This is a genomic window from Neolewinella aurantiaca, from assembly GCF_008014675.1.
Classification (GTDB): Bacteria; Bacteroidota; Bacteroidia; order Chitinophagales; family Saprospiraceae; genus Neolewinella; species Neolewinella aurantiaca.
Map to the genome: position 1 here is coordinate 94768 of NZ_VOXD01000006.1, position 25785 is coordinate 120552.

17 protein-coding genes and 4 tRNA genes are annotated in these 25785 nt (G+C 53.3%); 11 read left to right on the forward strand and 10 right to left on the reverse strand.

The genetic code is table 11. The annotated features are described in order from the left end of the window. Positions 1-51: 51 nt before the first annotated feature. Positions 52-1845, reverse strand: a complete 1794-nt coding sequence (locus FUA23_RS05655) for an SLC13 family permease (RefSeq protein ID WP_147929754.1) — start codon at positions 1843-1845, stop codon at positions 52-54. 333 nt (positions 1846-2178) lie between these two features. Between FUA23_RS05655 and FUA23_RS05660 the strand changes: the two genes are divergently transcribed. Next, complete coding sequence (locus FUA23_RS05660) at positions 2179-3555, forward strand: hypothetical protein (RefSeq protein WP_147929755.1); 1377 nt, start codon at positions 2179-2181, stop codon at positions 3553-3555. Between the two features lie 165 nt (positions 3556-3720). After that, positions 3721-4404 (forward strand): Crp/Fnr family transcriptional regulator, encoded by a 684-nt coding sequence (locus FUA23_RS05665; protein WP_147929756.1) that lies wholly within the window; start codon positions 3721-3723, stop codon positions 4402-4404. Between the two features lie 23 nt (positions 4405-4427). Here FUA23_RS05665 and nadB read toward each other — a convergent pair whose 3' ends face one another. Then, positions 4428-6029, reverse strand: coding sequence for an L-aspartate oxidase (gene nadB / locus FUA23_RS05670; protein WP_147929757.1), 1602 nt, complete (start codon positions 6027-6029; stop codon positions 4428-4430). Between the two features lie 1038 nt (positions 6030-7067). On the opposite strand from nadB, the gene FUA23_RS05675 reads away from it, so the two are divergent. From FUA23_RS05675 to FUA23_RS05695, 5 genes are all read left to right on the forward strand, one after another. Next, positions 7068-7142, forward strand: a tRNA-Val gene (locus tag FUA23_RS05675). A 175-nt stretch (positions 7143-7317) separates the two neighbouring features. Continuing rightward, positions 7318-8190, forward strand: coding sequence for an SDR family oxidoreductase (locus FUA23_RS05680; protein ID WP_147929758.1), 873 nt, complete (start codon positions 7318-7320; stop codon positions 8188-8190). A 293-nt stretch (positions 8191-8483) separates the two neighbouring features. Beyond that, positions 8484-8556, forward strand: a tRNA-Lys gene (locus FUA23_RS05685). A 52-nt stretch (positions 8557-8608) separates the two neighbouring features. Further along, positions 8609-8680, forward strand: a tRNA-Asp gene (locus tag FUA23_RS05690). Positions 8681-8795: 115 nt separating this feature from the next. After that, positions 8796-8867 (forward strand) — tRNA-Asn (locus tag FUA23_RS05695). A gap of 97 nt (positions 8868-8964) precedes the next feature. Here the strand turns inward: FUA23_RS05695 and FUA23_RS05700 are convergent. Further along, positions 8965-11535, reverse strand: coding sequence for a DUF5686 and carboxypeptidase regulatory-like domain-containing protein (locus FUA23_RS05700; RefSeq protein ID WP_147929759.1), 2571 nt, complete (start codon positions 11533-11535; stop codon positions 8965-8967). 427 nt (positions 11536-11962) lie between these two features. Between FUA23_RS05700 and FUA23_RS05705 the strand changes: the two genes are divergently transcribed. Beyond that, the gene (locus FUA23_RS05705) at positions 11963-12583 is read left to right on the forward strand and encodes a DUF4230 domain-containing protein (RefSeq protein WP_147929760.1); all 621 of its coding nucleotides are present in this window, start codon (positions 11963-11965) and stop codon (positions 12581-12583) included. A 100-nt stretch (positions 12584-12683) separates the two neighbouring features. Here FUA23_RS05705 and FUA23_RS05710 read toward each other — a convergent pair whose 3' ends face one another. Then, complete coding sequence (locus FUA23_RS05710; protein WP_147929761.1) at positions 12684-13676, reverse strand: RNA ligase family protein; 993 nt, start codon at positions 13674-13676, stop codon at positions 12684-12686. A gap of 131 nt (positions 13677-13807) precedes the next feature. Here FUA23_RS05710 and purK point away from each other — a divergent pair, with 131 nt between their 5' ends. Together purK and FUA23_RS05720 are read left to right on the forward strand one after the other, a co-directional pair. Further along, positions 13808-14962 carry a 5-(carboxyamino)imidazole ribonucleotide synthase gene (purK, locus tag FUA23_RS05715; RefSeq protein ID WP_147929762.1) on the forward strand — a complete coding sequence of 385 codons (1155 nt, stop codon included), beginning with the start codon at positions 13808-13810 and terminating at the stop codon, positions 14960-14962. A 151-nt stretch (positions 14963-15113) separates the two neighbouring features. Then, complete coding sequence (locus FUA23_RS05720) at positions 15114-16727, forward strand: GMC family oxidoreductase (protein ID WP_147929763.1); 1614 nt, start codon at positions 15114-15116, stop codon at positions 16725-16727. Between the two features lie 5 nt (positions 16728-16732). Here the strand turns inward: FUA23_RS05720 and FUA23_RS05725 are convergent, their stop codons facing one another. The 4 genes from FUA23_RS05725 to FUA23_RS05740 form a co-directional block, all read right to left on the reverse strand. Next, entirely contained in the window at positions 16733-17383 is a 651-nt protein-coding gene (locus tag FUA23_RS05725; protein ID WP_147929764.1) for an NUDIX hydrolase, read from the reverse strand. A gap of 50 nt (positions 17384-17433) precedes the next feature. Beyond that, positions 17434-18216, reverse strand: coding sequence for a uroporphyrinogen-III synthase (locus FUA23_RS05730; protein ID WP_147929765.1), 783 nt, complete (start codon positions 18214-18216; stop codon positions 17434-17436). A 41-nt stretch (positions 18217-18257) separates the two neighbouring features. Continuing rightward, a complete protein-coding gene (locus FUA23_RS05735) occupies positions 18258-19265 on the reverse strand; it encodes a DUF4271 domain-containing protein (protein WP_147929766.1) in 1008 nt (335 codons plus the stop codon). Positions 19266-19550: 285 nt separating this feature from the next. Next, positions 19551-22541 carry a DUF7619 domain-containing protein gene (locus FUA23_RS05740; RefSeq protein WP_187270903.1) on the reverse strand — a complete coding sequence of 997 codons (2991 nt, stop codon included), beginning with the start codon at positions 22539-22541 and terminating at the stop codon, positions 19551-19553. Between the two features lie 199 nt (positions 22542-22740). Here FUA23_RS05740 and FUA23_RS05745 point away from each other — a divergent pair, with 199 nt between their 5' ends. Next, the gene (locus FUA23_RS05745; RefSeq protein WP_147929768.1) at positions 22741-24168 is read left to right on the forward strand and encodes a hypothetical protein; all 1428 of its coding nucleotides are present in this window, start codon (positions 22741-22743) and stop codon (positions 24166-24168) included. A gap of 219 nt (positions 24169-24387) precedes the next feature. Here FUA23_RS05745 and FUA23_RS05750 read toward each other — a convergent pair whose 3' ends face one another. Together FUA23_RS05750 and FUA23_RS05755 are read right to left on the reverse strand one after the other, a co-directional pair. Then, on the reverse strand, positions 24388-24879 hold the full coding sequence (locus FUA23_RS05750; RefSeq protein WP_246144049.1) for a single-stranded DNA-binding protein: 492 nt from the start codon (positions 24877-24879) through the stop codon (positions 24388-24390). A gap of 162 nt (positions 24880-25041) precedes the next feature. Next, complete coding sequence (locus FUA23_RS05755) at positions 25042-25542, reverse strand: single-stranded DNA-binding protein (RefSeq protein ID WP_147929769.1); 501 nt, start codon at positions 25540-25542, stop codon at positions 25042-25044. Between the last annotated feature and the right edge of the window lie 243 nt (positions 25543-25785).

Genomic DNA, 25785 nt, shown 5'->3' on the forward strand with positions numbered 1-25785 from the left:
TGAACCCTGCCCCCTTTCCCGGTGGCGGGGCTTTTAGTTGGGGTCAGTTCTTTACAGGCCGAAAACCCACGGAACCATTGCGGTGGTAACCATCCAGCAAATCAGGTTGAGCGGCGTACCCACCTTGGTGAAATCCAGGAATTTGTACCGCCCGGCACTGTAAACCATCGCATTGGTCTGGTAGCCTACCGGCGTCATGAAGCTGGCAGAGGCAGCAATTGAAACCGTTACCAACAGCGCCATGGGGTCGATGCCGATTTGCTGCCCGGCCGCGATAGCGACCGGCGCCAACAGCGCCGCCGTGGCGTTGTTGCTCATCACTTCGGTAAGCACGTTGGTAACGAGGTAAAGCACAGCGATGAGGGCATACACCCCAAGGTGGCTGACCGAATTGGCCAGCAGCCCGGCAATGGTTTCGTCCAACCCGCTGTTGCCCATTGCCTTGCCGAGACTGAGTGCTCCGGCCAGCAGGAAGACAATTTTCCAGTCGATGGATTCGTAAGCCTCGCTCATACTGAGCGTCCGACCGAGAACGAGTACGCAGACTCCCATCAGGGCAGCAATACTTATGGGTACCACGTTGGCCGTTGCGAGAGAGATAACACCGATCACTACCATGATCACGAAGGCAAAACGGGTGCGTTTGAAGTCGTGAATAGTATCGCTCGAGAGCAGAATAAAGGGGCTGTCCTGCCCCTGCTCTATCCGGTAGAGTTCTTTGAGGTAATGCGTTTTTGCTTCTGCCAGGATAACGTCGCCAGCCATAAGCGGCAATTCGTAGAGCCGCTCGTTGAGGGTTGCTTCACGGTGACGAATGGCCAGTGGTACCGCCCGGTATGACCGCCGAAAATCTACCTGCCGCAGGGTTTTACCCACGAATTCCGAATTTGGCGTAACGACCATTTCCACCAGACTGGAATTGTCGCGCTCCAAACCTGTGCCCATCACCCGGACGCCGGAGGACTGATCGGTGAGGCGAACCCAATCCTTTAGTCCTTTGATCTTTTCCCGGTCGCAGCGGACTTTGAGGGTATCTTCGGCTGCAAGCCGAAAATCTCCGGGAGGCAGAGTAAAACGATCTTTACCGCGCCGGACCTCGATGATGTCCATGTCCAGTTCGCGGACAATCGCGGAATCCATTATTCTTGTGTCGGCCAGTTGAGAATCTTCGGGGATGAGAATTTCAGCGAGGTAATCGTGCAGAGCGAACTGTTCGGCAAGGCTCTCTTCGGCTTCCCGGTTGGGCAGTAACCGGTCGCCGATGTAGGTAAGGTAAATAACCCCCAGCACCAGAATCACTACCCCAACCGGCGCCAGCGTAAAAACAGAGAATCCCTGCAGCCCTGCTTCCTGAGCGATGCCGCTTACCAGAATGTTCGTGGAAGTACCGATGAGCGTACACATTCCTCCCATTATACTGGCAAAGGAAAGTGGGATCAATAGCTTCGCCGGATTGATTTTTGCCGTCACCGCAATGCGCCCCACAATGGGGATGAAGACTGCCACCACGGGAGTATTATTGACGAACGCTGACACAACCGCTACCAACAACATCAACAAAAGGGTAGCCTGCTTGGGGCGCTTCCGGAAGCGTTCTGCCATCCGGGCGGCCAGCAACTGCAGGGCTCCGGTTTTCAGCAGGGCGGCGGAGAGGACAAACATAAAGGCCACCGTCAGGGTGGCTCCGTTGCTGAAACCCTCGAGGCCTTCGCCCGGACTGACTACCCCGGTTACGACCAGCGCCACAATTATCAGCATCGCCACCAGATCCACCGTAAGCCACTCCGTCACGAAGAGGATGACAGCAGCGAACGCTATGAGTAAGGTGATGAGAGCAGGAGACACGTCAGCAAATTAGCTTTTAAGTTTATCGGAAACCAAGGGGATGCAATAAAGGAATTCTTTAACGACAATTCAATCGCCACGCTCAGGTTTCGGGGGCGAAGATATGCCCAAACCTTTAAGCAGCTTGTTTAAGTTGCCAGCCGCGCGGAGAACCCACCATTGGTTTCGGGACAGAACGGCGCGGCGTTGCCGCGCAAACCCGATCCGAACAGCGGCTCTGTGGCCGAGGAACTTCGGGAAAGCCCCATGCAGTACCAAAACCCGGCAAGTACGTTTCTACCTACTACTCGTTAAATTATCTTACCTTCATCCGCACGAGAAAACCTCTAACACATGAACGATTTCTTCAACCTTCTTGGCGACTTTTTCCAGAACCGCCCTCTAACCAACGAAGAACAAATCCTGCTCGGCATCCTCGCCATTCTTATTCTCACCATTGGTGTGATTATCGGCTGGATCATCCAGGGCCTGACCACTCGCAGGTACAAAAAGGAATTGTTGCTGCTGCGGAAAGACCGCGACGAATTCGAAGTTCGTTACCGGTCTGCCGAAACCAAGCAAAAAGCACTCGCCAAAGAGCTGGAAGAAGTAAGTCGTGAAAAAGTAGACGCCCTGGACCGTATTCAGGCGCTTCAGAACGACTGCAACAGCCGCGACGCCCAGATTGAACAATTGCGCAAAGACAACGAAGAACTCAGTGTCACCAACCAAAGCTATGCGGGAACCATCGAATCGCTCAACGATCAGGTGATCGGGCTGAAAACCCAAAACGAGCAGCTTCTGGAGCGTGCCGACGCAGTAGTGCTGCCGATTGATGATCAGGGCGCGGCCGCAGGTGCCGGGAACGGACAAGAGAGCAACGAAAACCTGAATGCATACATCGCCAGCTCCGAAGCCCGCTTTCAGGAACTGGAAGCCCGCCTTCAGGCCCTGACCGCAGAGAACAACGAGCTGACTTCCCGCGGAACCGTTGCACCCGCCAGCCCCTACGCAGGTCACCAACCGGTTGTCAACCCGGACCTGTCCGGTTCGACCGGCGAACCTCTCGTCATCCGTGCCGACACCACTCAACCGGGAGCCCGCACGGGCAATCAGGGCGGTGCCGAAGTCATCGTTCAGAACTCTCCCTCTATTCAGGTTCCCCCTATTTCTTCCGGGGATGCATCGCAGGCGGATGATCTGACGCTGATCGATAACATCGGACCATTTCTTCAGAGTAAACTCAACGAAGCCGACATCTACAGCTACGAGCAGATTGCCAGCTGGACGGAAGCAGACATCGTAACCTATACCAACCTCATCGGTTACATCCCGGGCATCATCCAGCGCGACGACTGGGTAGGCCAGGCCCGCGGACTGGCGATGAGCGAAGCCGCTAATAAGCCGGAAGAAGAGGTCGAAGAGATGGTCTTTGCCAGTAGTCCGGCCCCTGCCCCAACCGAATCTTCTTCCGAAGAAGCCGAGGATGACCTGAAAATCGTCGAGGGCATCGGCCCAAAAATCGAGTCTATCCTCAAGGCATCCGGCATCCGCACCCACGGCATGCTGGCCGATACCTCCATCGAGCGCCTCCGGGAGATCCTGGATGAAGCCGGCTCACGGTTCAAGTCTCACGACCCGAAGACCTGGCCCGTGCAGGCAGGACTGGCCGCCGACGGTAAAATGAAAGAGCTCAAAGCCTGGCAGGGAGAACTGAAAGGAGGCAAATAGCCACCGCAGAACTTCCCGTTTTCAACGCTCTCTTCAACCATTTTTGCTCCTTGCGGCCGCGCCGTATTATTTCCTGAAATCGTTTTGTGATAAAAACGTTAGAATTTGCCACGAACCGCCTACTTGCTGCAATTGTCTTTCTGAGACAAATCAAACAGTACAGTCATGGCCAATCAACAATTATGGTTCGTAGAAGACATTGATCTTCAAAACATCTTTTGCCCCAACTCTCCCGCAAGAAGAGGCTGCGAAAACGATACTCAGGTTTCCGTAGGACCTAACCAATACGTTTACCTGCCCGATGAGCCAGCCAAGAAAATATTTCTCGTAAATAAAGGGCGCATCAAAATTGGCACCTACGATGCTTACGGCAAAGAGGTAACCAAAGCGATACTCTCGCCCGGCGAAGTTTTCGGAGAACTCGCCCTGATATCAGACGGAGGCCGTCGTGACTTTGCCTACAGCCTCGAAGAATCGGAGCTCTATGTTCTCGACAAAAATGTTTTAAGCGAAATGCTCCGGGAAAAGGCCGAAGTACAACAATTTTTTATGCGCCTGATCGGTAACCGGACCCTGAAACTGGAACAGCGGCTCGAAAACCTGATGTTCAAAACCAGCCGCAGCCGAATTACCGAATTTCTGCACCAACTCGCTGAGTCCCGTGGCCGGACCGTCGGCTACGAACGCGAAGTTCGCAATATGCTGACCCACAAAGAAATTGCAGACCTTACCGGCACCAGCCGCCAAACCGTCAACGCCGTACTCAATGATCTGCGCCGGCAAAACATCCTTACGTTCAACCGTAAACGGATGCTGGTTCGTGACATGAGCCTCCTCGCCAGCGCCTGATAACAACTAAAGAAAGGTCTCTTTTACAGTACGCTGTACTGCACAAAGTCCGACTTTTCCGGATAGTCTGTGGTGTAATGGAGTCCCCGGCTTTCGTGTCTCAGGTTTGCAGCCTTAGTAACCAGATAACCTATAGTGATCAGGTTACGCAGTTCACAGAGCTGGGTACTGACAAGAGTGTTTTTGTAAAGCTCCTCCGTTTCGTCTGAAAGTAACTCGAGGCGCTTACGGGCCCGCTCCAGGCGGACATTGCTACGCACGATACCTACGTAGCTGGACATAACCTCTTTGAGTTCTTTGATGCTCTGGGTAATGAGGACCTGCTCTTTGGGCTTCGCCGTTGCGGTACGGTTCCAGTGCGGAATATCCTCCCGAACCGATGCGGTATCCACATTGGCGGCAATTGAGTGCGCAATCCGGTGGCCGAAGACCAGCGCTTCGAGCAGGCTGTTGCTCGCCAGGCGGTTGGCACCGTGGAGGCCGGTACTGGTACACTCTCCGCAGGCATAAAGACGGCTGACCGACGACTTGCCGTACTCGTCTACCTTCACGCCGCCACACATGTAGTGGCAGGCCGGCGTAACGGGAATGAGGTCTTTGGCCGGATCGATGCCGATGCTCATGCACTTTTCGTGGATGGTAGGGAAGTGCTTGATGAAATGCTCCTCGGAGATGTGAGTACAGTCGAGGCACATGTACTCCAGACCGGCGAGTTTCATTTCGTTATCGATGGCGCGGGCAACGATGTCGCGCGGCGCAAGGGAGCCCCGCGGATCGTAATCGTGCATGAACTCCGTGCCGTCGGGCCGTTTCAGGATCGCTCCTTCGCCGCGTACCGCTTCGCTGACCAGGAAGGCCTGCGGATCGAGCCCGGGGTTGTAGAGTGCCGTGGGGTGAAACTGAACGAACTCCATATTTTCGAGGTGGACCTTAGCGCGGTAGGCCATCGCGATGCCGTCTCCGGTGGCGATGACGGGGTTAGTCGTGCTGCGGTAGATTTGCCCGTTGCCACCGGCGGCGAGTACCGTATTGCGGGCCAGGATGCGGTCGATCTCGCCGGTTTTACGATTAAGCACGTAGCAACCATAGCACTCAATGTCGGGCGTAAGACGGGTAACGATGTACCCCACGTGGTGCTGAGTAAGGAGGTCCAGCGCAAAGAAATGCTCGTGCACCGTCAGGTTATCGAGGGTGGCAGCCTTGGCGCTCAGGGCGCGTTGAATTTCCCAGCCGGTGAGGTCTTTATAGTGTAGGATCCGGTTTTCGGAGTGGCCGCCTTCGCGGCCAAGGTCATACTTCTTGAACTGATCGGTATCAAAGCGCGTGCCCCATTCAATGATTTCCTCGACGCGGGTTGGTCCTTCCTCTACGACGATGCGGACGATGTGTTCGTCGCACAGCCCTGCTCCGGCATCGAGGGTGTCGGCAATGTGTTTCTCGTAATTATCTGAACCGTGGTCCCATACGGCGGCTACTCCGCCCTGGGCGTAGCTGGTGTTGCTTTCCCGCTCGTTCACCTTGGTGAGGATGTCGATCTTGAGGTCGGGCCGAAGAATGGCCAGCTTGATGCCGGTGCTGAGCCCGGCAATTCCGGAGCCGATGATGAGTACGTCAGTTGTTAGCATGGTCGTTTGGGACTTACTTTGTTTACGGGCTAAGATATGTCCTTTTAATTGTTTACCGGGGCAGGAGGTTCATTTGGGTGAATCAATGGCCCTCTGCAATTTCAGGGAACTCGGGCCCCAGATAACTTCAGTCCCCTTGATCGCTGCTTACATTTCAGGCGCGTGCTGGATTATTCAGGACCTGTGTTTTAGTGCCCTTTTGTCCGGGGGATAACGGAATGATTATTCGTAACTAAGTTGATTTCACATTCAAGAAACCGAAGATAACAGCCCGTCTTGCATGCCTGCCGGCGGCTTACTTTGGAAGCATCCAAAGTAACAAAAATGCCTGGCTGTACCACCGGCTGATCGTTAAAATTGGCATCCCGCACCTAAAATGGAAAAACTCGCGCTTTCACTTTCTCCATTACTTTAAAGCGGATTGGTTCTTCGAAATCAGTGGTGCTGCGTCCGGGGCTTTAGGAGCGCTCAGACAGTTTCCATTTTTTAACGGTACTGGACACCAATTCTAACGGCCGGTGCTAAGGCCGATAACCGGAAACCGGGGCTTTCCGTTCTACTTACAACCCTTAACCTTTTGGGCAAAGCTCAGCCTCCTCAGGAGCTCAAACCCAGGGTGTGTAGTTTGCTGATAAAACAGACCAACGATCTCAACACAAAACGCGTAGCGTTTTAACTAGCTCCCTTCTCCTTCGGACCTCGCAAGGAACGCGAAGCAGTTCCTGTAAAAGCCGCGCAGCGAGCACGAAGTACTGCGCAGCAAAAAGGGCTGGGGATGAGGTTACGAGCAGCAGCAAGCAAAACTGCTCAGGTATCATCATAACTGCACATCTACAGACGGAGCACCAACTCTAACATAATAATCAATACTGAAGTCAAAGCCGAAGTTGTTGCCGGGTAGCACTGCTGCACCGGGGGAAGAGTTCCCCGGGTAATTTGGCTTTCCACTTTTCTTCATTTGAAATAAATTTAGAAAATTTCTCTCCAGAGCTTGCACATATGAAAGATCCAATGCTATCTTTGCGGTCCCTTAAAGAAGGGCGGTTAGCTCAGTTGGTTTAGAGCACCTCGTTTACACCGAGGGGGTCGGGGGTTCGAGCCCCTCACTGCCCACTTCAAATTAAAGCCACTTCCTGTTTTTCAGGAGGTGGCTTTTTTTGTTTGGGTACACCACCCCGCACCTGCGTCTGCGCCCCTAAACAGCCTACTTTAAACCCTACCCCCCCTAATAAGTGTTACCCATACGCAGCTACCAAGCAAAGGCCCTAAAGCCTGTGCCCGTCAGCCTATGGAAGACAAAACCATTCTCATTACCGGAGCCAACGACGGCATCGGCCGTGCAACGGCCGAGCGGCTGGCAGAATACGGCGCCCACCTGGTGCTCGCCTGCCGCGATGAGGTGAAGGCCCAGCACACCGCCCAGGCAATCACGAAGAAGACCGGCAACCATCGCATCGATACCCTTCCGCTGGACCTTTCCGACTTTTCCTCCATCCGTGCTGCGGCCGACGAATTCCTGGCCGAGCACCCTAAACTGGATGTCCTCATCAACAACGCGGGTGTTTACACCGATAAGCTGGAGCTGACGAAAGAGGGCTACGAACTGCAATTCGGCGTCAATTACCTGGGTCATTTCCTACTCACGATGGCACTGATGCCCGCCATCAGGTGCTGCCGCCACTGCAGCCGGGTCATCAACGTCAGCAGCGCTCAGCACGTAAAGGGCGGGCTCGACTTCGGTAGCCTTCGGGGCGAAAAAGGCAGCAAAGACTACAACGGCTCGAAAGCTTACGCCCAGAGTAAGCTGGCCAATGTACTGTTCACCATGGAGCTCGACCGCCGCTTCGGGGAAGAACTCACCACCAACTGCCTCCATCCCGGCGTAGTGGGTACCCGCCTGGCCAATAAAAAGGCCGGTACGCTGACGAGAACGGTATGGTCGATGTACAAGCCCTTTGCGACGCCCCCGCACGAGGGCGCAGACACTTCCGTTTACCTGGCTCAAAGCCCGGAGGTACAGGATGTTTCCGGGAGGTACTTCGACGAAAACCAGTGCTTGCGCAAGCCCTCCAGCATCGCCCGCAACGAGCACCTAGCGCGCAGGCTGTGGGAGTTTTCGGAGAAGGCCGTTTCGGATTACCTGCCCCGTGAGCAGTATTAGTCAACACCAGAAACATTTTCCCTGCAGTCATTAACGATCTTTTTTTGCTACTGCAACTTTTCCGGTCATCCGGAGCATTATCCCTTCGCAAAGCAAATCAACCATGCGAAATTCAATCAAAAATAAACGTTTCGACGGGCGAGATATTCGCCCGGACAGCAATTGCTAACGCCCCGGAAACCGTGGGCGCATAATGCTTCCGGGTTTTCCACACGCTCCGTCGTTTCCCTTTGTCTGCTTCATATTTCGAGCAAACCGATAGCGCGGCAACTCCTCTCATTTCTCTTCAATTTTGGTGCGTAGCTCAGTTGGCAGAGTAGCGGTCTCTTAAACCGTGGGTCGTGGGTTCGAGCCCCACCGCACCAACGATTTCCGGGTTTTGACTTCCGGCATACTGCCGGAGATCAGTGTACCATCAGGTGATGTGGCGCAACGGAAGCGCAGCGGGTTGTCTACCCGAAGGTTGCGGGTTCGAACCCCGTCTTCACCGCAATTTCCCCTCAGGGGCCGAGAAGGCCGTGCGCTAAACCGTACGTATGTCTCTCGCCCCAAAGGCGCGTTTGGGGTTTCCCCCGATTCCGGCCCGAACGCCAGGTGCGCCAACAGGTCTTTTAGCTCAACGGTAGAGCATCTCTTTGTTAAAGAGCAGGTTGCTGGTTCGAATCCGGCAGGGACCGCATTTTCTGTTCAGCAGCCCTTTGGGCTGCGGTACTCTGAGTTTCAGCGCGGAGGAGAAGGGCGCTCCAACCTCCATTGCACCTGCGGCCGCGCCCCCTAAAACCGCCCGAACGTGCTGGCGATGCTGATCCGCACCCCAAAATCGTCGTACTTAAAGTCCCGGAAACCGGTCACGAATTCGACCCGGAGTACCCTGAAGATATTGTCGATCGAGTAGCCCAATTCCGTGTAGTTGTCCGATGTTGGCGTGTAGAGGTAGTTCACGAACAGGTCCTCTTTGAGGCCCGCCAGGTGCAGTTGCCAGATTTGAGTGAGCAGGAATTTACGGAACTGGTAGTGGCCATACACCTCCAGATATTCCTTGTTCGTACTTTCCAGATAGTAGGGTAGAAGGCGGTAAGAGCCGATGGGATCGAGCGCGGTGAGCACCAGTTCTGAGGTAGCGAAGTGCTTGTAGTCCGGGAACCCGACGGTTTCGCGGTTCAGAAACGTACCGCCCCTCACGAGGAGGTCTACGTTTCCTTTTTTGCCGTTGGCGAATCTGCGTTGGTAGCTCGCCTCCAGGGCCGTGAAGTCCGATGCGCTCTCTCCTATATTGGGAATGCCCGTCCGGATGCTCGCCGTGATGGTTGGTGCGGAGTTCTCGATCAGTTCTTTGCGTTTTCCGTTCATGACATACTCCAGGCCCGGCCGCCAGGCTACGCCAAGCTTCACGATGGCTGCCGGGGCAACCACACCTACCGGTCCGCGCTCGGCGTTGAAGGGGAGGTTTTCGGCGTAAACCTCTTCGTCGTCGAGGCCAAACCAGTTGTTGTTGGACGAATTGAGCACCGCGCGGCGGTCTTCGTAGGCGATGGTGGCTTCGGCCCGCCAGGCATCGCCGTAGTTTTTCCGGTAGTCGAACTGGCCGTAGGCCCGCTCGTAGAGGCGGATGTAATTGGTGCCATTGAACAGGTTGGTGTACGTACTGATCCATGGTTCGATGGCGGGGCCGTCGTCGAACTGCCGCAGAAAACGACCACCGCTGAGTTTGAACTGAGGCTCGTTGTCTTTGCCGCTGCGCCCCAGGCGCAGGTCGGCCTGCCAGCTCAGTCGTTTCCAGCCGATGCCATAGCGGGGGTTGAAGCCCACGTTCCATTGTTTCCGGGTGTTACGGAAACCGATACGCCCGCCCAGGGCGTAGCCCTCAACGGGATTGAAGAAAGGATCGGGAAAAAAAGTAGTTCTGAGGTGCGGTTTTTTTCTCGTTTGGTTACTCTTTATCGAAACCTCCACACCACTGTCTCCTGCTCCGTTGCTGGTTACCGACACGATACTGTCCCTTCGTTCAAGACTGTCGGCGATGGCGTAGGCCAGTACTTCCTGCTCCGTAAGTGGAACCGGACGAATTTTGGCCCACGACGCGGTATCGGTAATGATTTCCACCGTACTGTCCTGTACGAAAGAGTAGGTCTTCACGACCTCTGGTTCCGGAGATTTTTCACGCTCTTCTTTTTCGTAGCTCCGCATAAGCTTGAAAAGGTCTTTGCGCTTGATTTCGCCACCTTCGTTGAGGCGTTGTTCCAATTCCGAGAGCTTTTTGGCCTTCTTCGTCTGGCTGGCGACTTCGGGTTGGCTTTTCTCGTCGATCACTTCCACGTAGCCGCCCAGGTCGGGGTTCAGGGTGAGGGCGTAGCCGCTCACTGTGCTCAGGTAGTGGTACTCAAAAGCTACCCCGAAAAACTGTCCTTCTGCATCCAGGGTGGTCGTTACGGGCATCCAGATGTGATCTTCTATTTCGGCCTGTCGCTGGGTGATGTCGATTTGGAAACCGAGTTTGTAGGTGGTCAGTTCCAGGCTGTGGATCGCCCAGTCTCCGTTCACGATGTAGATGTAGCCTTCGAAGACATCTTCGCCGCGGCTGCGGGGAATCACCTTGATTTTATTGATCAATTCGTCCTGGTCGACGAACACCCCTTCGTGTTCGAATTTATAGTAACCGAAGGCACGCGGGTGCAGCGGACTAACCAGTTCGCCGGCTACCAGCGGATCGTAGAAGGAGGTAAAAAAGTACTGGTTGGCGTCGAAATCTGAATCGCCGACTTCCAGTTTAGAGAGCACTTGCTGTTTGTAATTGTTCGGCCGGGTGTACTCGACTTTGCTGGTCGTTTCGGAGGTAAAAGGACGCTTGGTAACTTCTTCGATTTCTTCACGGTCCTCCTTTCCCGCCAGCATTTTGATCAGGCCGGGGATTTTGTTCACCTTACCCGTTCCTTTGATGTACACTTCGGCCGAGTAAGCGTCGAGTTGGTTGCGGTGATAATCTGCTTTGGCAATCGCGCGGCGGATCACAGCGTAACTTTTGTCTTCGCCGCCGCTGATGATTTCCACCGTTTCCAGGTCGAGAGATTCACTCACCAGCTGCACGTCAGCATTTCCACCGCTGATGGTTTTCACCTGGGTTTGGTAACCGAGGTAGGAAAAAACAACCTTGTTTCCGCCGCCCAGATCTACCTGAAAGTACCCATCGCCGTTACTCGCCGCACCGCTTTTGGTGCTGGGCACATAAATGGACGCAAAAGGCAACGGGTCTCCGGTTTCGGCATCGGTGATGCGGCCGCTGACCGTTTGGGCGCTGACGCAGGTGCAGAGAAAAGTTACAAGAAGCAGGCTGAAAAGTGTGCGCATAAGTCTGGAGCTATGGGTTAACGGAAGGTAAAGTACGGCATCATGCTCAGCACTAGATGGGCTTTAACTTAACTTTAGACCAATTACCAGCCGTTGCAGACCAAGGTGTGCAGCCTGATGGCAAACCAGATTGGCGGTTGTGATATGGACGGGGTAGCGTTTTCCACAAGCACTCTCTCCGCAGGAAAAGGGACTTGAGCGGCACGCCCCTGGGCTTACACACCCTCCGTTGTAAGCCAAGGAACAAATGCCGGCACGATCAAATCTTCAACCCTTCTGCTCCCCTTACAATAACTGAAATTGCCGCCTGTCGTGTCTCCCCTCTCCCGAGGTGAGGGGCCGGGGGAAAGGGTTTCTGACCGCCCAGGGTGTGAGTAATCCTAGTTGGGAACTATGGTATCTTGCAGATTGTTACACCCGTAAAGTCATGTCCAAACTAACCTTAGTATTAACCACCGCTCTTCTTGCCTTCCTTCTGGGCCTGGCTGTGTTCTGGGGTTTCAGTAAGTCTTCGGCCGTAGAGACGCAGACGGAAGCAACGGTCTTGTTGGAACAGATTCGCAAGGTCACCAAGCTCGTCACCGTAGAGGGTGACGTCAGCGAACTCTACAACTCTACCACCACCCGCAACGTAACTCTGTACATTCCTCTGCCCGCGCGCCTGCGCTTCGATAAAACCGCGACGGTGGAAGTGCGGGGTAAAGTGCTGGTCGGCTACAACCTCGAGCAACTGGATATCGACGTCGACGACGCCACCCGCACCGTCCTCATCAGTAACCTGCCCGAGCCGGAAATTCTCGCCATCGATCACGAGTTGATCTACCGCAACCTCGAGGAAAGTTGGTTCAACAGCTTCACCGCCGACGATTACAGCGCGCTCAACAAAGAAGCCAAAGACCGCCTGCGCGACGAGGCTCTGCAGAGCAAGCTCATCCAGGAAGCCCGCCTGGAAGGCAACGGCCTGCTGGAGACCATCCGCTTTTTGGTGGAAGCTTCGGGCTACAGCCTGGAGATTGAAGGAGAGGCCGATCAACCATCCCAGGGTTAGCGACACGAACAAGTACGGGCACTCCGTCGTGGAGTACCCGTACTGCTCTGAATCGCAACTGAGCTAAAGCTGGCGCGGTGATAAACCAGCTCCGTGAGAATCACTGAAGTAACCTAACCCGAACCAGGTTCGCGGCCTCCCGGCCGAAGCCCTTGTTGATTCGCTTCAGGTCAGCCTTATCCACCCCGGCAAGGCGGTCGGCGTTCTCCTTGTTGAAATCAGCGTAGACATCCTTATTGAACAGACCGAGTACCCGTCCAAAATCCTTGATGGTTACGGCACCGATCTTACTCAGTACGTTCTCCAGTCGGTTTTCGTTTACGTACTCCAAGGCAAGGTCGACCAGGATTTGTAGTTCAGGGGCCAGCGGTTCGGCGGGCTTGGCGGAAGCCTTACGTTGCTTCTTCTCGGCCCACTTCGCGTTCTTGTTCTTCAGGATGACGCGGCTACCGCTGGCAAGGTACTTTACCTCCACGGGACGAATGACCGTACCCTCAACAACATTCTCCCCGATGTCCGGCAAACCGAGTTCTCCGGGTAGGGTGGAGTTGAAGTCGTTAGGGTATGCCAAGGCTTCCGCGGCCGGTCCCCGAAACAACGTCTTGGCGTAAAACATCCCGGCGGCTTCGAAGCAGGCGTTGGCGGTATCTACACCCAGGTACTGACCGTTGGCCGTTACATCAAAGGCATAGAACAGGTTATCGGGGCTGTAGCAAACACCCTTTTGTACCTTCATCGCGTCCTTGACCCGGGGAACATCATCGTGGGGATATGCTCCGCCGAACACCTCTCCGAATACGGTCATTTGGTCGAGGCCGGGCATTCCGGCCTTCAGCCGCTTCCAGATGATACGCAGGCTTTTCAGGTTGGCGGCCAGAATGCGCTCGTGGTGGTAAAAGTTCTCACCGGCTTCGATGGGGCCGCTACGCTTACAGGCTACGAAGTCAACCCCATCGGTCGTGTAAAAACTCATATTCGCACCGTGCACCTTCTCTTGTACAACGTACTCGCCCGTCCAGTGGCCTTCCAGCTGAATGCGGTTGATGTGTTCCTTACGGTAAGTATTTTCGATGGAGTTAAATTTCTTGAACATCCGAGATCGTTTTGTTAACAGGATGGGGATGTAATGAAAGCTTGGGCGCTAAAAGTTGCGCCCAAAAATTTAAATCAGGTCAATTACCGATAGAGAATAGCCAATCTATCAATCTACTCTATCTTCGCCCCATGGCAAACAACTCCTCCCCCAGAATCGGCATCCTTGGTGGTGGCCAGCTCGGCAAAATGCTCTGTCAGGCGGGCGCAGACTGGCACCTCCCCATCCATGTTCTCGATCGTAACCACAGCTTCCCCGCAGCCAACTACGCGACCGTATTTCATTCCGGAGACTTCAGCCGTAAGGAAGACGTCCTCGAATTCGGCCGTAAGATGGACATCGTAACCATCGAGATCGAACACATCGATACCGAAGCCCTGCACCAGCTAGTAGCCGAAGGAATCAAAGTCTACCCCCAGCCCGACAAGATCGACCTGATTAAGGACAAAGGCCTCCAGAAGCAATTCTACGCAGAAGAAGGCATCGCTACTTCAGATTTCAGCCTTTACGCCGATGCAGCTGCCCTTCGGGCGGCCATTGCGTCCGGGGAGGTTACCCTGCCTTTCGTACAAAAGGCGAGAACCGGTGGCTACGATGGTCAGGGCGTTGCCGTTATCCGCAACGAGCAGGACATCGAATCCAAATTGCTCGATTGCCCCTGTCTGGCAGAGTCTATGGTCGACATCGCTAAGGAACTGGCCGTAGTCGTTACCCGTACTCCCTCCGGAGCGATTTCAGTCTTCCCGACGGTAGAGATGGAGTTTCACCCCACCGCCAATCTGGTCGAATTCCTCATTTGCCCCGCTGCTATCGACTCGGATACCGACACCCGCGCCGCGAAGCTGGCCATGGAAGTTGCCGAAAAGATGGAGATCGTTGGCCTGCTTGCCGTAGAACTCTTCCTTACCCCCGAAGGTGAAATCCTGGTCAACGAAGTGGCACCCCGCCCGCATAACAGCGGCCACCATACCATCGAGGCGTGTATGACAAGCCAGTACGATCAGCACCTTCGTGCAATCATGGACCTTCCCCTCGGGCCTACCGATCTCCTGCGGCCCGGAGCTATGATCAACCTCCTCGGCGCAGAAGGCCATACCGGCCCTGCAGTCTACGATGGCTGGGACAAACTACTGGCTATACCAGAGGTCTATCCCCACCTCTACGGCAAAGCCGAGACCCGCCCCTTCCGCAAAATGGGACATATTACTGCGCTCGGAGATACCGTTCAGATGGCCCGCGAACGGGCTGCTATCGCTAAGGAAGTCGTGCAGGTAATCAGCCGGTAAATCTTACGGGCATTCCTTCCGAAACCAGGATCAGGAGAGGTTAAGCGGCAAGTTTTCGTTTTCAGGTCAGCGCGGATAATAATTGTAGGTAGTTGTATCGACCCTCCCACTACGGTTACTAATTTTAGCGAATTTTCGCTACTTTGCATCCGTGACCTACGACTACATAATCATCGGCGCCGGCTCCGCTGGCTGCTTACTGGCCAATCGGCTCTCTTCCGACCCGGCCAATAGCGTGCTTCTGGTTGAAGCCGGAGGGCCAGTCAGAAACCCCAACATCATAATTCCCGCGGGTTACCCGCGGCTGCACCGTACTTCGGTCGATTGGGGTTATTGGTCTGAACCACAAGAGCACTTACTCGGGCGCAAGCTGTACCTGCCCCGTGGCAAGGTACTGGGCGGAAGCAGCTCGACCAACGCGATGGCTTACGTACGGGGCAACCGGGCCGATTATGATGACTGGGCAGAATCAGGCAATGAAGGCTGGGGCTACGACGATATCCTCCCGTATTTCACCCGTCACGAAAGCAATGCTGACATCGTTAACCGCTTCCACGGTCAGGACGGAGAACTTAACGTTGAGTTCCCGAGTCGCTACCGATCCCCTTTTGCGGAATCCTTCGTCAATGCCTGCGAAGAAAAGGGCTTTGACCGCAACGACGACTACAACGGTAAAGAGCAAGCGGGGGCCGGACTCTTCCAATTTACGATCAAAGACGGTCGCCGGCATTCGGCGTATACCGCTTTCCTTAAGCCGGTAATGGCGCGCAAAAATCTGCGGGTACTCACCAATACTCACGTCGTAAGGGTGGTGGTTAAGAACGATCGGGCAGTTGGTGTAATGGCAGAAGAGAACGGTAAAAGCCAGCAGTTGCTGTCAGCCCGAAAAGAGGTCATTCTTTCGGCGGGCTCTTTTGGGTCCCCTCAGTTGCTGATGCTCTCGGGTATCGGCGCTAAGGCAGAGCTTGGCCAAAACGGTATTGATTGCGTTTGTGATGCTCCCGGAGTGGGAAAGAACCTTCAGGATCATTTGTTCTGTCCTATCGGAGCCCTCTCCAAACAACAGATCGGTCAAAACCATTACGTTCGTCCGTTTCAGATGGCAAGGGCAGCTCTGGATTACCTCGTGCGTGGCAAAGGCGTTCTCAATAACAGTCCTCTGGAAGCGGTTGCTTTTGGCTCAAGTTCCCTGAGCCCGGGCCGGGTTGATTTTCAGTTTCATTTCTCGTCCTTCCACGTCGGGGAAGGTTACGACTCTGATTTCCACAACTACCGCACCTTCCCGGACCGGGAAGATGGCTTTACGGTGCTGCCGTCCTTATTGCGCCCTGCCTCCCGTGGTACTTTGCACCTGCGTTCGCGCCACCCACAAGACCACCCCGTCATCCAACCGAATTTCCTCTCCCACGAAGACGACCGAAAGGTGATGCTCGAGGCCACTAAAAAAGCCATTGAAGTGATGGAGGCAGATGCATTTTCGCGGCACCGCAAACGCCGCTTTTCACCGCCCGACATCAGCTCAGACGACGCAATCTGGCTGCACATTCAGCGCCAGGTCGAAACGATTTACCACCCTGTGGGCACCTGCAAGATGGGCCACGACGAACTGGCGGTAGTGGACGAAAAGTTACGCGTAAGAGGGATTGACAATCTCCGTGTTGTGGACGCCAGTGTGATGCCAACCATTGTGAGCGGCAACACAAATGCTCCGGTTTACATGATAGCAGAAAAAGGAGCGGATATGATTTTGAACTCTTCCGACTGAGCTTTTCAATCGGTAAGCAGGGCAACCAATTCTCCCGTCATCATTGCGGTTGCACCCCATATCTGCTCTTCCCTAACCGACCAGAAAGGCGTATCCGGCAGGGTCATCCCTCCCGCTATTTTCCGTGGACCGCTCTTCCGGGCGTGAGGGGTAAAGAAATCGGCGAATGGCAACTCCAGAATTCTTGCTACTTCACTTTCCTGCGGAATGAAGTCCGGTCGTTCATCGACCCAGCCTACGAAGGGCAGCACTAAAAAGTTACTTACCGGGATATACAAAGGGCTCAGTTCACCAATCAGTTCTACTGCATGCGGAGGTACTCCGACCTCTTCCTCCAGTTCGCGCAGAGCAGTATGTGCCGCATCCTTGTCTTCGGGGTCGGCTGAGCCGCCCGGAAAAGAAATCTGCCCGGCGTGCCGGTCTCTTTTCGGGCTGGTTCGCTGAATATAGAGCAGGTGCAGCCTTTCCGCAATGGGGTAGAAGAGCACCATTACGGAGGCACGACGGGCGTTGAGGGGCGTACTGCTGTACTCGCCCCGCACAGGCGGGGCCATGAGGCGCTGAGCGGCAAGGCCAGGTAGAGGCGAGGACACCAGCCGTTCGCGCATTAGATCCAGCAGTTGCTGGTCCTGGGAGGTCAGTACGGGCTCGTTCATAATGGTTTTGCTGTTTACACAACACCGGAGAAATACCGAGCGCCGGCGTGTTACGCGTTGCTTTCTTTCAGGTAGTTGTCCAGGGCCATTTCCATACTTGGCACTTTAGGAGGCTCGGGCGCGATATTAACCACCAATCCGTGGTCTTCACAGGCCTTTGTTGTTTTCCGTCCGGCTACGGCCAGGCGCGTCTCCTTCTGCTCGAAAGTGGGGAAGTTCTCGTACAGAGAGTCGATGCCGAGCGGAGAGTAGAAAATCAGTACGTCGTAAAATACGTCTTCCAGATCGCTGAGGTCAGCGGATACTGTGCGGTACATCAGGGTTGGCGTCCAGTCAAATTTGTTCTCGTCCAGGTAAGCCGAGACGAACTCAGAGCCGAGGTTACCGGTAGGAAGCAAGAACTTCTCTTTGCTGCGGTGCTTTTTGAGCGTGGGGGCAAGGTCCTGAATGGTACGTTGACCAAAGAACACTTTTCTTTTGCGGTAAACGATGAACTTCTGCAGGTAATTGGCAATTGCCTCGGTCATACAGTAGTACTTCGTTTCCTGGCTCATTTCAATGCGCATTGCCTTGCAAAGCCGGAAGAAGTGCTCGATAGCGAGCTTGGAAGTAAAAATGATAGCGGAGAACTCGTCCGGGCGTACCCGTTCTTTCCGAAATTCTTTTTCGGTAAGCCCTTTCACCTCAATAAAGGGTCGCCAGTCGATCTGAAGATCGTATTTTTTCTCCAGGCGAGCGAAGGGACTACGCTCCGGCTGGGGTTGAGACACCAGGATGGTGCGGACTGGTTTCAAGGCTTTTTTTGTGTTCTCAGATGCAGCTGCCATACTCATAATTTTCGTCCTTGATATAGTGTTAGGTTGGTGTCATTGCGTCAGGGAAGCAAGCCGCTCACGTAGTAGTAAACTAGCAACAGAGGAGCTAATTCAACGGCGCAAATATACAATAAAAAATGCACGGGCCTACTGAAGAACAAACGGTTGCCGATGAACAGGCCTCTCATGAGGTGTAAACAGTATATCCCCACCAATATTCCTGCGCCACAATAAAGGAAAGTAGTTCGCCACTCTACGGGGGCATAACTGATAAGCAGATTCACCGGGGAAATCAGCACTCCGCCCAAGATGGCAAAAATCATCAGGGCAAACACGTAGCGGCTTACTTCTTTCCGGACCGGGAAGAGGAATGAAAACAAGACCAGAACAATGTTTTTTATCCCAAGCGCGGCCGCAACCACGAGAGAACAAGTCAGCCAACTCCCCCAGATTCCGTAGCTGAGTCCGATTTCGAAATTCGTAGCAAAGAGGTAAACAAAGAAACCAGACGCAAGAAAAAAGTAGATGTAGCCCGTCCAGAGCGCTCCCAACTCACCTCCCGACCGGCGGGTATAGAGCTGGTTCATTATTCCATCGTTCATCGTCGCTCTGAAACATTGCCGCAACAGATCTCCGAAGAGCAGCCACAATCCTGACAGGGTGATCAGCAACATCACGTGGATGGCCAGAATACTTCCTTTCCCTTTATTCGGGTCGGTAGTCTGTATTACAAGGGGACCATTCTGGCGGTCGGCTGTTGCCCCTCTTCCGGGCGCGGACGCTGGTGCAGGGGAGGTTGAAGGAGCAAAGCCGGCAGGCCTCAGGTCAAACGGATTATCACTGACCTCCATCCGGTTGACCGAGTCAGTTGACTCTCCGGCAGTTTCTGCCGGCAAACGTGCCGTCAGCTCAAACGGATTCCGTTCCCCCTGGGCAAACAGAGAAGCCGAGAGGCACATCAAACTACACAGAATAATCAGGTAACGCAAAGGCAATGAAATATAGATTCCGAAGGTGAAGGTACAATCTTTGAAACGGCTAACGAAGCATCCAGCATAAGCGTACAAACAGGCGGGTTTTATCCTGCAAAACCAGACAACTCTTACTGCCACTCCTGAAGCGTACTTCCGGAATCTGATACAACACGTAAGAAACACGTATAACAGCCTTTCCGGATACGTCTTTTACCCCAGAAAAAATCCGGGCAAAAAAAAGCCTGATCGCAACGCGATCAGGCACAAACAATCATAATCTCATGAAAAAAAAGACGACCTAAAAAAATTCTTGTGTAGCGTATTAGCCACTTTTATTTTTCATAACAACCAAACGCTCAGTAGGGTTGGCCTATTATGTTATTGAAACGTTATTTGTCCGCGACCTACAAAAAGCTCATTAGTATGAATTTCGTAGAAGTAATTGCCGGCGGCAATATTTGGACGAAAGAACTCAAACTGGTCACCTCTGAACGATTTGCGGAAGACTTTCCGGCCGGCCGCGTCGTAGAGTTGAAAGTAGAATTCGGAGTTGAGCGCTTTCCAGCCCGAGATCTGTACCGTTGTACGATCACTTGTTGGGTTGGGGCTCGTTATTATATCAACACCAATTGCTTCTGGTAAGTTACGGTTTGCGGTAGAGAGCAGACAACCATCTTCATTATAGAGGTCGTTGCAACCTACCACGTGCCTCACTTCTTCGGAGAACAATGGTGATTCATAGTCAAAATAAACGGCAGCACGATTTCTGATAACGGAACCCGTTGTAGTATTCGGTTTTTGGGATAGTCGGTATGAGACATAGCCCTGTCGGGTAACCGCATCAGCTTCCCCCGTGCCGCCGCCTGAAAAAATTCGGATTGAATCAAACGTGATCTTCAGAATACCGCCCTGGTAAAGGACGAAATCATAGGGATGACTCGCGGCGCCCATTTCGAGGCTGTTGAAATCCAACAGTTCGGGGAGGGTGTCGCGGATGACCACGCGTTCGAAGGAGTCGTTGCCCGGCAGCGCGAAGAATACCGTATATTCAATGTCTGTTTTTGGGATAATGATAGAGTCTTGATAGCCTCGGGGATAAGCCATCAGTTGTAAAGCAGCGCCTTGATCCAGCGCAACGACTTCCTGTGTTAAAATGTCAATATTGAGGTTCCCGTCGTTATCGGGAAACTGGCCGACGTAACCGGTGGTAAAACCGGTGTTGTCGTTATCGTCTGTCTGACAGCCTTCGGCAACCGCAGTAGGAAACTGGTTTCCCGGGTGGCCTTCGGATTGTTCTGCGATGAGGCGGTAAGTACTGACTTCCCCTGCGGGGATATCGACACCGATCACTTCAGAACTCATCGACTCCAGCATAAAGTTTCCTTGTGTCCGCAGAGCAATGTCTTCAACGATTACGTAGCTGCTTGTTTGCAGCATCGGGTTTTCCCCGATATTCGTAATGGTGAAGGACAGTCCTTCCACCCGGTCACAACGACTGGTAACTACAATGCTTGAGCCATCCCAGTCGTCACTTACAGGAGCACATTCAATCAGAGGAAAGATTGTAACCTGAGAACTGATCGCTTGTCCTGCAACGATGTCATTACAAGCAACGCGGACCGTGATGTCAATGGTTCCCTCCGTTGAGGGAGCCAGATCGCCGATATCGAATATCAGCGTGTTTTCGTTTTGTTCTGCCGGTGTGATACCGGAAGAAATGTAGGTGAGACTTTCATCGAGGATGAGCTCGATGCTGGCGTCTTCTGCAGTATCCGTCCCTGTGTTTCCGTAGCTAAGCGTGATGCGTTGGGTATCGCACTGAATAGCGGGAGTTGCACTTGCTGTAACTTCCAGAAGGGGGCAGTCATAAGCAGGTTGCAGGGCGAAATTGTGAAAGACCGAATCGTAAGGAACAGTAAGGTCGACCGTAATTTGGTCGCTGCCACAAATATTCCAGCGGTCATTCTTTTGCAGCAGGGTTACTTCGTAGGTGTCGGCATCGACACGCAATTCATAGTTTCCGAGCGAATCGGTACTTCCGAAGAAGGTTGCCGTTTCACTTTCGGCCCTTACCAGCCAGCCACTCAGCCCAAGGTCTCCTTCGGAGTAGGGGCCACAGTCGTTTGCGGAAGGGAAGTAAACCTTACCCTGCAGGTAGTTGGTTTGAAGCGCTCCGAGATCGTTCGTCTTAAAGAGAACCATTTCGTTACCCAGCACACCGTCGAAACGGGCACTGAAACCAGCCAGGGCGTAGCCACCGTCCAGGGTCTTGGCGAGATCTTCTCCTACATCGAGCGTTTCCTCGTCTCCGAGGCGGCGCTGCCAGAGGACCAGACCATCTTCGGACCGGACTTTCACCATTAGTACGTCAAGGTTAGATGGTGTTGGTACAGTTTGACCGACTGCGACGAGGCTTTCGCCGTTGTCGTCTTCGATTACGCTGTAGAGTACATCATCCAGTGGTCCTGCGTCAATTTCGTGGTACCACAGCGTATCTCCGTTGAGATTCGCTTTTGCAATTAATGCTTTATTCGTGTTGTCCGCAGATCCTACAAAGACCAGGTGGTCATCGTTGGTGCGGATGATATTTTCGAGTTGTTCGTCGCCAGTTTCAGTTCCGTAGCTTTTGGTCCATTGAATTGAGCCATCAGCAGCAAGGCCGTGAAGGACGATGTCCTTCGTTGCACCGTTTACTGTCTGAGCTGTTCCGGCTACGATCATGCTCCCGTCGGGGTTGGCCACCGTTCCGAAGCCTTCGCTGGTAAAGTTCTCACTGATTACCGTGCGAAAGAGTTCATCGCCGTTAGCGTCCACCTTTATGATCAGGATATCGCGCCGGCTCGTTCCTGTCTGTTTGCGGTAACCGGTAATCAGGAACTCTTCGTTAGGCAGAGCGATGATTTGCCGTCCACGTTCATCGGTGACTGCGTCACCGTAAGAGCGGCTGAAAACAACCCGCCCCAGTTGGTCAAGTTGTACCAGAAAGGTCTGCTCGGCGCTCGTTGGTGTTTCCTGCCGAAAACCGAGAACCAGGTAGTTGTCATCGTCAATGGCAAGTACATCTTCAGCTTGTTCAATGAAGCCAGCGTCGTACTGCCGTGTCCAGATCGTTGTACCGTCTACGTCGGTGCGAACTACGAAAATGTCAAAGTCGTTATCGTCGCCCTGTACCCCCCGGGTGCTGCCAACCTCGATGTATCCGTGGTCTTTAGTCTGGAGGATCGCCTGACCGAAGTCATCTTTAGGGCCGCCGATTTTTTTTTCAAACCCTTGAGCCCCAACACTGAAAGTAAGACAAAGCGCAGCCAGCATCAGGGCCATACGCTGGCACTGACGACCGAGGGCCAATACCATAAGTCGCTTTTTCATTAGTTGAGTTTGAAGGTCGCTATCCGTTGATTGCAATGCAAATATGAGGGCAGATGTAGCCCACCCAAAAAACACAATCCCGGCTTTGTTGAAAAAATTGTAGTATTTATTAGCTCTCATAACTCATATTTTACGGCCGAAACCTTAACAAATGCTTAGATTTACACAATCTTCGCCCCGTTAGCATTGTTGAAAAAACATGGACTCTACCGTTGAAAAAAATCCACTGATTTCCATATATCAGTCATTAGACAAGGCTGATGTCCGTCGTTTAGGGAAATGGTTGGACAGCCCTGCTCACAACAAACGGGAAGACGTGAGGGCACTGCATGCCTATCTCAGCGGCGGTGGAGACCGCCTGTTTAAAACGTCTTCACTTGGTAAAATGCGTATCTGGAAGCGAATATTCCCCGGAGAAACCTATAACGACGCCCGTTTAAGACAAACCTTCCACTGGGCGCTGAAAGCTACCGAGTCGTTTCTGGCCTGGGAAAACTGGCAAAACGATCCTATGAATCAACAATTGGGTCTGGCCAAGGAGTTGCGCCGCCGCAATATTTCTGGTTCTGCGGGGCGAAGCCTCCGCAAAGCGGAACAACTTCAGGAGAAAACCCTCGTAAGAAACGAAGCTTACTACCGCAACCAGTATGAGTTGGAGTTAGAAAGGGAAGAGCATCGCACCTATTATCAGTTACTGGACAAACCCCGCTTCCAGCAAATATCGGATACACTGGACATCACCTACCTGATCGAAAAACTCAAAGCCAGTGGAAATATGCTTTTCCATCAGCGGGTTTACAGAACGGAGTATTCTGTCCGTTTTTTAGACGAGGTCATCAGTTACGTTGAGCAGCTCGACCTTGAGGATTACCCCGTTCTGGCCATCCACTATTATGGCTATCGGGGCCTCGTTGAAGACGATGTATCGGGAACTACGATCAGTCTCTTGAGGGATGCAGTAGAAAAACACGGCAACCTGCTGAGCAGGGTAGACCTCCGTTACGTCATTCTGATGGCGATCAACCTCTGCATCTCAAACATGAATCAGGGCCGGGAACCCTACATAAGAGAATCATTCGAATGGTACCGCCTGGGGTTCTCCCGCCAGGTAATCACCCAAGACAACCTGCTGACCCGTGCAACTTACCTCAATGTGATTACTATTGGCCTCCGGCTGCAGGAATACGATTGGATCCGACGCTTTATAGATTCCCACACCAAACAACTCGAAGACGATATCCGGGAGAATACCGAAAGCTTTGCCCGCGCACGCCTTGCCTACGAACAGAAAGACTACGACACCGGCATGCCGTTGTTGGCACAAGTTGACTTCAAGCATCCCGTGTACAACATCATGGCCAAAACTCTTCAACTAAAAATCTATTACGAAATCGACGAATACGACGCAATGGATAGCCAGTTGGACAGCATGACCACCTACCTGCGGCGAAAAACACTTTCGGATCTGCACAAAGACAACTTCGGTAATATTGTCCGTTTCGTACGGCGCATGAGCCGCCTCAAACCAGGAGACCGCAAGAAAAAAGCCGAACTACGGGAACAAATAGAAAACGCCAGCCCTCTGACCGAGAAAAAATGGCTGCTCGAGCAGCTCGACAAACGTTGAGACCGCAGGTAGCCCCAAAAAAACAACCGGCCTTTTTCCCCGTTGGGAAAAAGACCAGCTTGAATTTTCACCGCTATGTGTTCGAGACAGTGCGCTCCACTATTTAAAGCAGTTGTGCAGGGCGGGAAAATTCTCACGTTGCAAAAAAGAAAAACCTCTACCAGTCAACGGACCACTCTGGGTTAAATGAAAGGTTGAGAAATAAAACTTGTCAGGAGTTTAGAAAGGCAGATCATCATTGACTGTTTCCAATACTGTTTCGTCCAGCGATACGGCAGTTCGTTCGCGTCGGCGCTGTGTTTTGTTATCAATTGCCGCCGGAGCCGGGTCGGCAACCATAGTGGAAGACATTTCCTGATCGCCCAGTTGCCGGTCGCCTCCACCCAGAAAAGAAAACGACTGAGCGATTACCTCCGCAGAAGTACGGTTTTGGTCGTGCTTATCGACCCACTTACGGTACCGCATTGATCCCACGATCGATACTTGTTTCCCACGGTCCAGGTACTGATCAAAGAGCTCAGCGAGTTTACCGAAGGCCTTCACGCGGTGCCAGTCCGTCCGGGTTTGTTTGTTGCCATTGCGGTCACGGTAATACTCGTTAGTGGCCAGCGAGAACTCGGCAACAACTATTCCGCTCGGTAGCGTAGTTGTTTTGGGAGCATCGCCGAGGCGGCCAATAAGGTTGATGAAATTGCTGGTATTGATATTCATGGCGATTATATTTAAAGAGGGAAAAATCTCCGGCCCGGTGCAACCGCAAAGGGTAACGGCGTCGCGGACCGGAGCAAAAAGGGTGATTAATGATTACAGTGTCGGGCCTTGCCCGGTAAAGTGTCAAGCGTAATCTGATGACGAAAACGCTGGTGCAGAACGCTACGACTCAAGCTCTTCAACGGCCTGAATCACCTCGCCAATGTCGGCGGTCGGGGTTTTGGGACGGGCGGCGGTTTTCTTGCGGCGGGAAGAGGTTTTCTTCGCCACCGGCTCCGCTACCATCATCGCCTCGTGAGCGTCTTCGATCATAGCCTCCTCTTTGTTTTTGCGACTGCCGCCCAGGAAGGTGAACTCTTCGGCAATCACTTCCGCTGATGTCCGGGTCTGCTCAAACTTATCTACCCATCTGCGGTAACGCATGGTGCCGACAATCGAGATCGGGCTACCGCACTGCAGGTGCTGATCGAAGAGTTCCGCAAGTTTGCCGTAGGCCTTTACGCGGTGCCATTCGGTCCGGGTCTGGCGCTCGCCCTGCTTATCCCGGTAATATTCATTGGTGGCGAGAGAAAATTCTGTAGCGGTTTTACCCGTCTTGAGAACAACGGTCTTAGGGTCAGTACCAAGATTGCCGGTAAGGTGGATGTGGTTACGTACGTTCATTATTGTGAGCGTTTGTCAGCCGCAGCGGGAAGGTTGATGTATGCCACGGCCGGGTTTGGTAATACGCCACTTCAGTTCCGGGCCGGGCCCTTCCAATCGGTGACGATGCAAAGGTGGAGGCACCAACAAACGCTAGTCGTCTTTTATACGTATACTTGCGTTTACAAACGTTTAAAAACGACTAACATTTAACTAAACACCTGATTAACAGCTACTTGAACCTAAATACAAATTTTCGCTTTT

Coding starts and splice junctions, on each gene's coding strand:
- FUA23_RS05660 (WP_147929755.1), top strand. CDS start 2,179: ATGAACGATTTCTTCAACCTTCTTGGCGACTTTTTCCAGAACCGCCCT.
- FUA23_RS05665 (WP_147929756.1), top strand. CDS start 3,721: ATGGCCAATCAACAATTATGGTTCGTAGAAGACATTGATCTTCAAAAC.
- nadB (WP_147929757.1), bottom strand. CDS start 6,029: ATGCTAACAACTGACGTACTCATCATCGGCTCCGGAATTGCCGGGCTC.
- FUA23_RS05680 (WP_147929758.1), top strand. CDS start 7,318: ATGGAAGACAAAACCATTCTCATTACCGGAGCCAACGACGGCATCGGC.
- FUA23_RS05700 (WP_147929759.1), bottom strand. CDS start 11,535: ATGCGCACACTTTTCAGCCTGCTTCTTGTAACTTTTCTCTGCACCTGC.
- FUA23_RS05705 (WP_147929760.1), top strand. CDS start 11,963: ATGTCCAAACTAACCTTAGTATTAACCACCGCTCTTCTTGCCTTCCTT.
- FUA23_RS05710 (WP_147929761.1), bottom strand. CDS start 13,676: ATGTTCAAGAAATTTAACTCCATCGAAAATACTTACCGTAAGGAACAC.
- purK (WP_147929762.1), top strand. CDS start 13,808: ATGGCAAACAACTCCTCCCCCAGAATCGGCATCCTTGGTGGTGGCCAG.
- FUA23_RS05725 (WP_147929764.1), bottom strand. CDS start 17,383: ATGAACGAGCCCGTACTGACCTCCCAGGACCAGCAACTGCTGGATCTA.
- FUA23_RS05730 (WP_147929765.1), bottom strand. CDS start 18,216: ATGAGTATGGCAGCTGCATCTGAGAACACAAAAAAAGCCTTGAAACCA.
- FUA23_RS05740 (WP_187270903.1), bottom strand. CDS start 22,541: ATGAAAAAGCGACTTATGGTATTGGCCCTCGGTCGTCAGTGCCAGCGT.
- FUA23_RS05745 (WP_147929768.1), top strand. CDS start 22,741: ATGGACTCTACCGTTGAAAAAAATCCACTGATTTCCATATATCAGTCA.
- FUA23_RS05750 (WP_246144049.1), bottom strand. CDS start 24,879: ATGAATATCAATACCAGCAATTTCATCAACCTTATTGGCCGCCTCGGC.
- FUA23_RS05755 (WP_147929769.1), bottom strand. CDS start 25,542: ATGAACGTACGTAACCACATCCACCTTACCGGCAATCTTGGTACTGAC.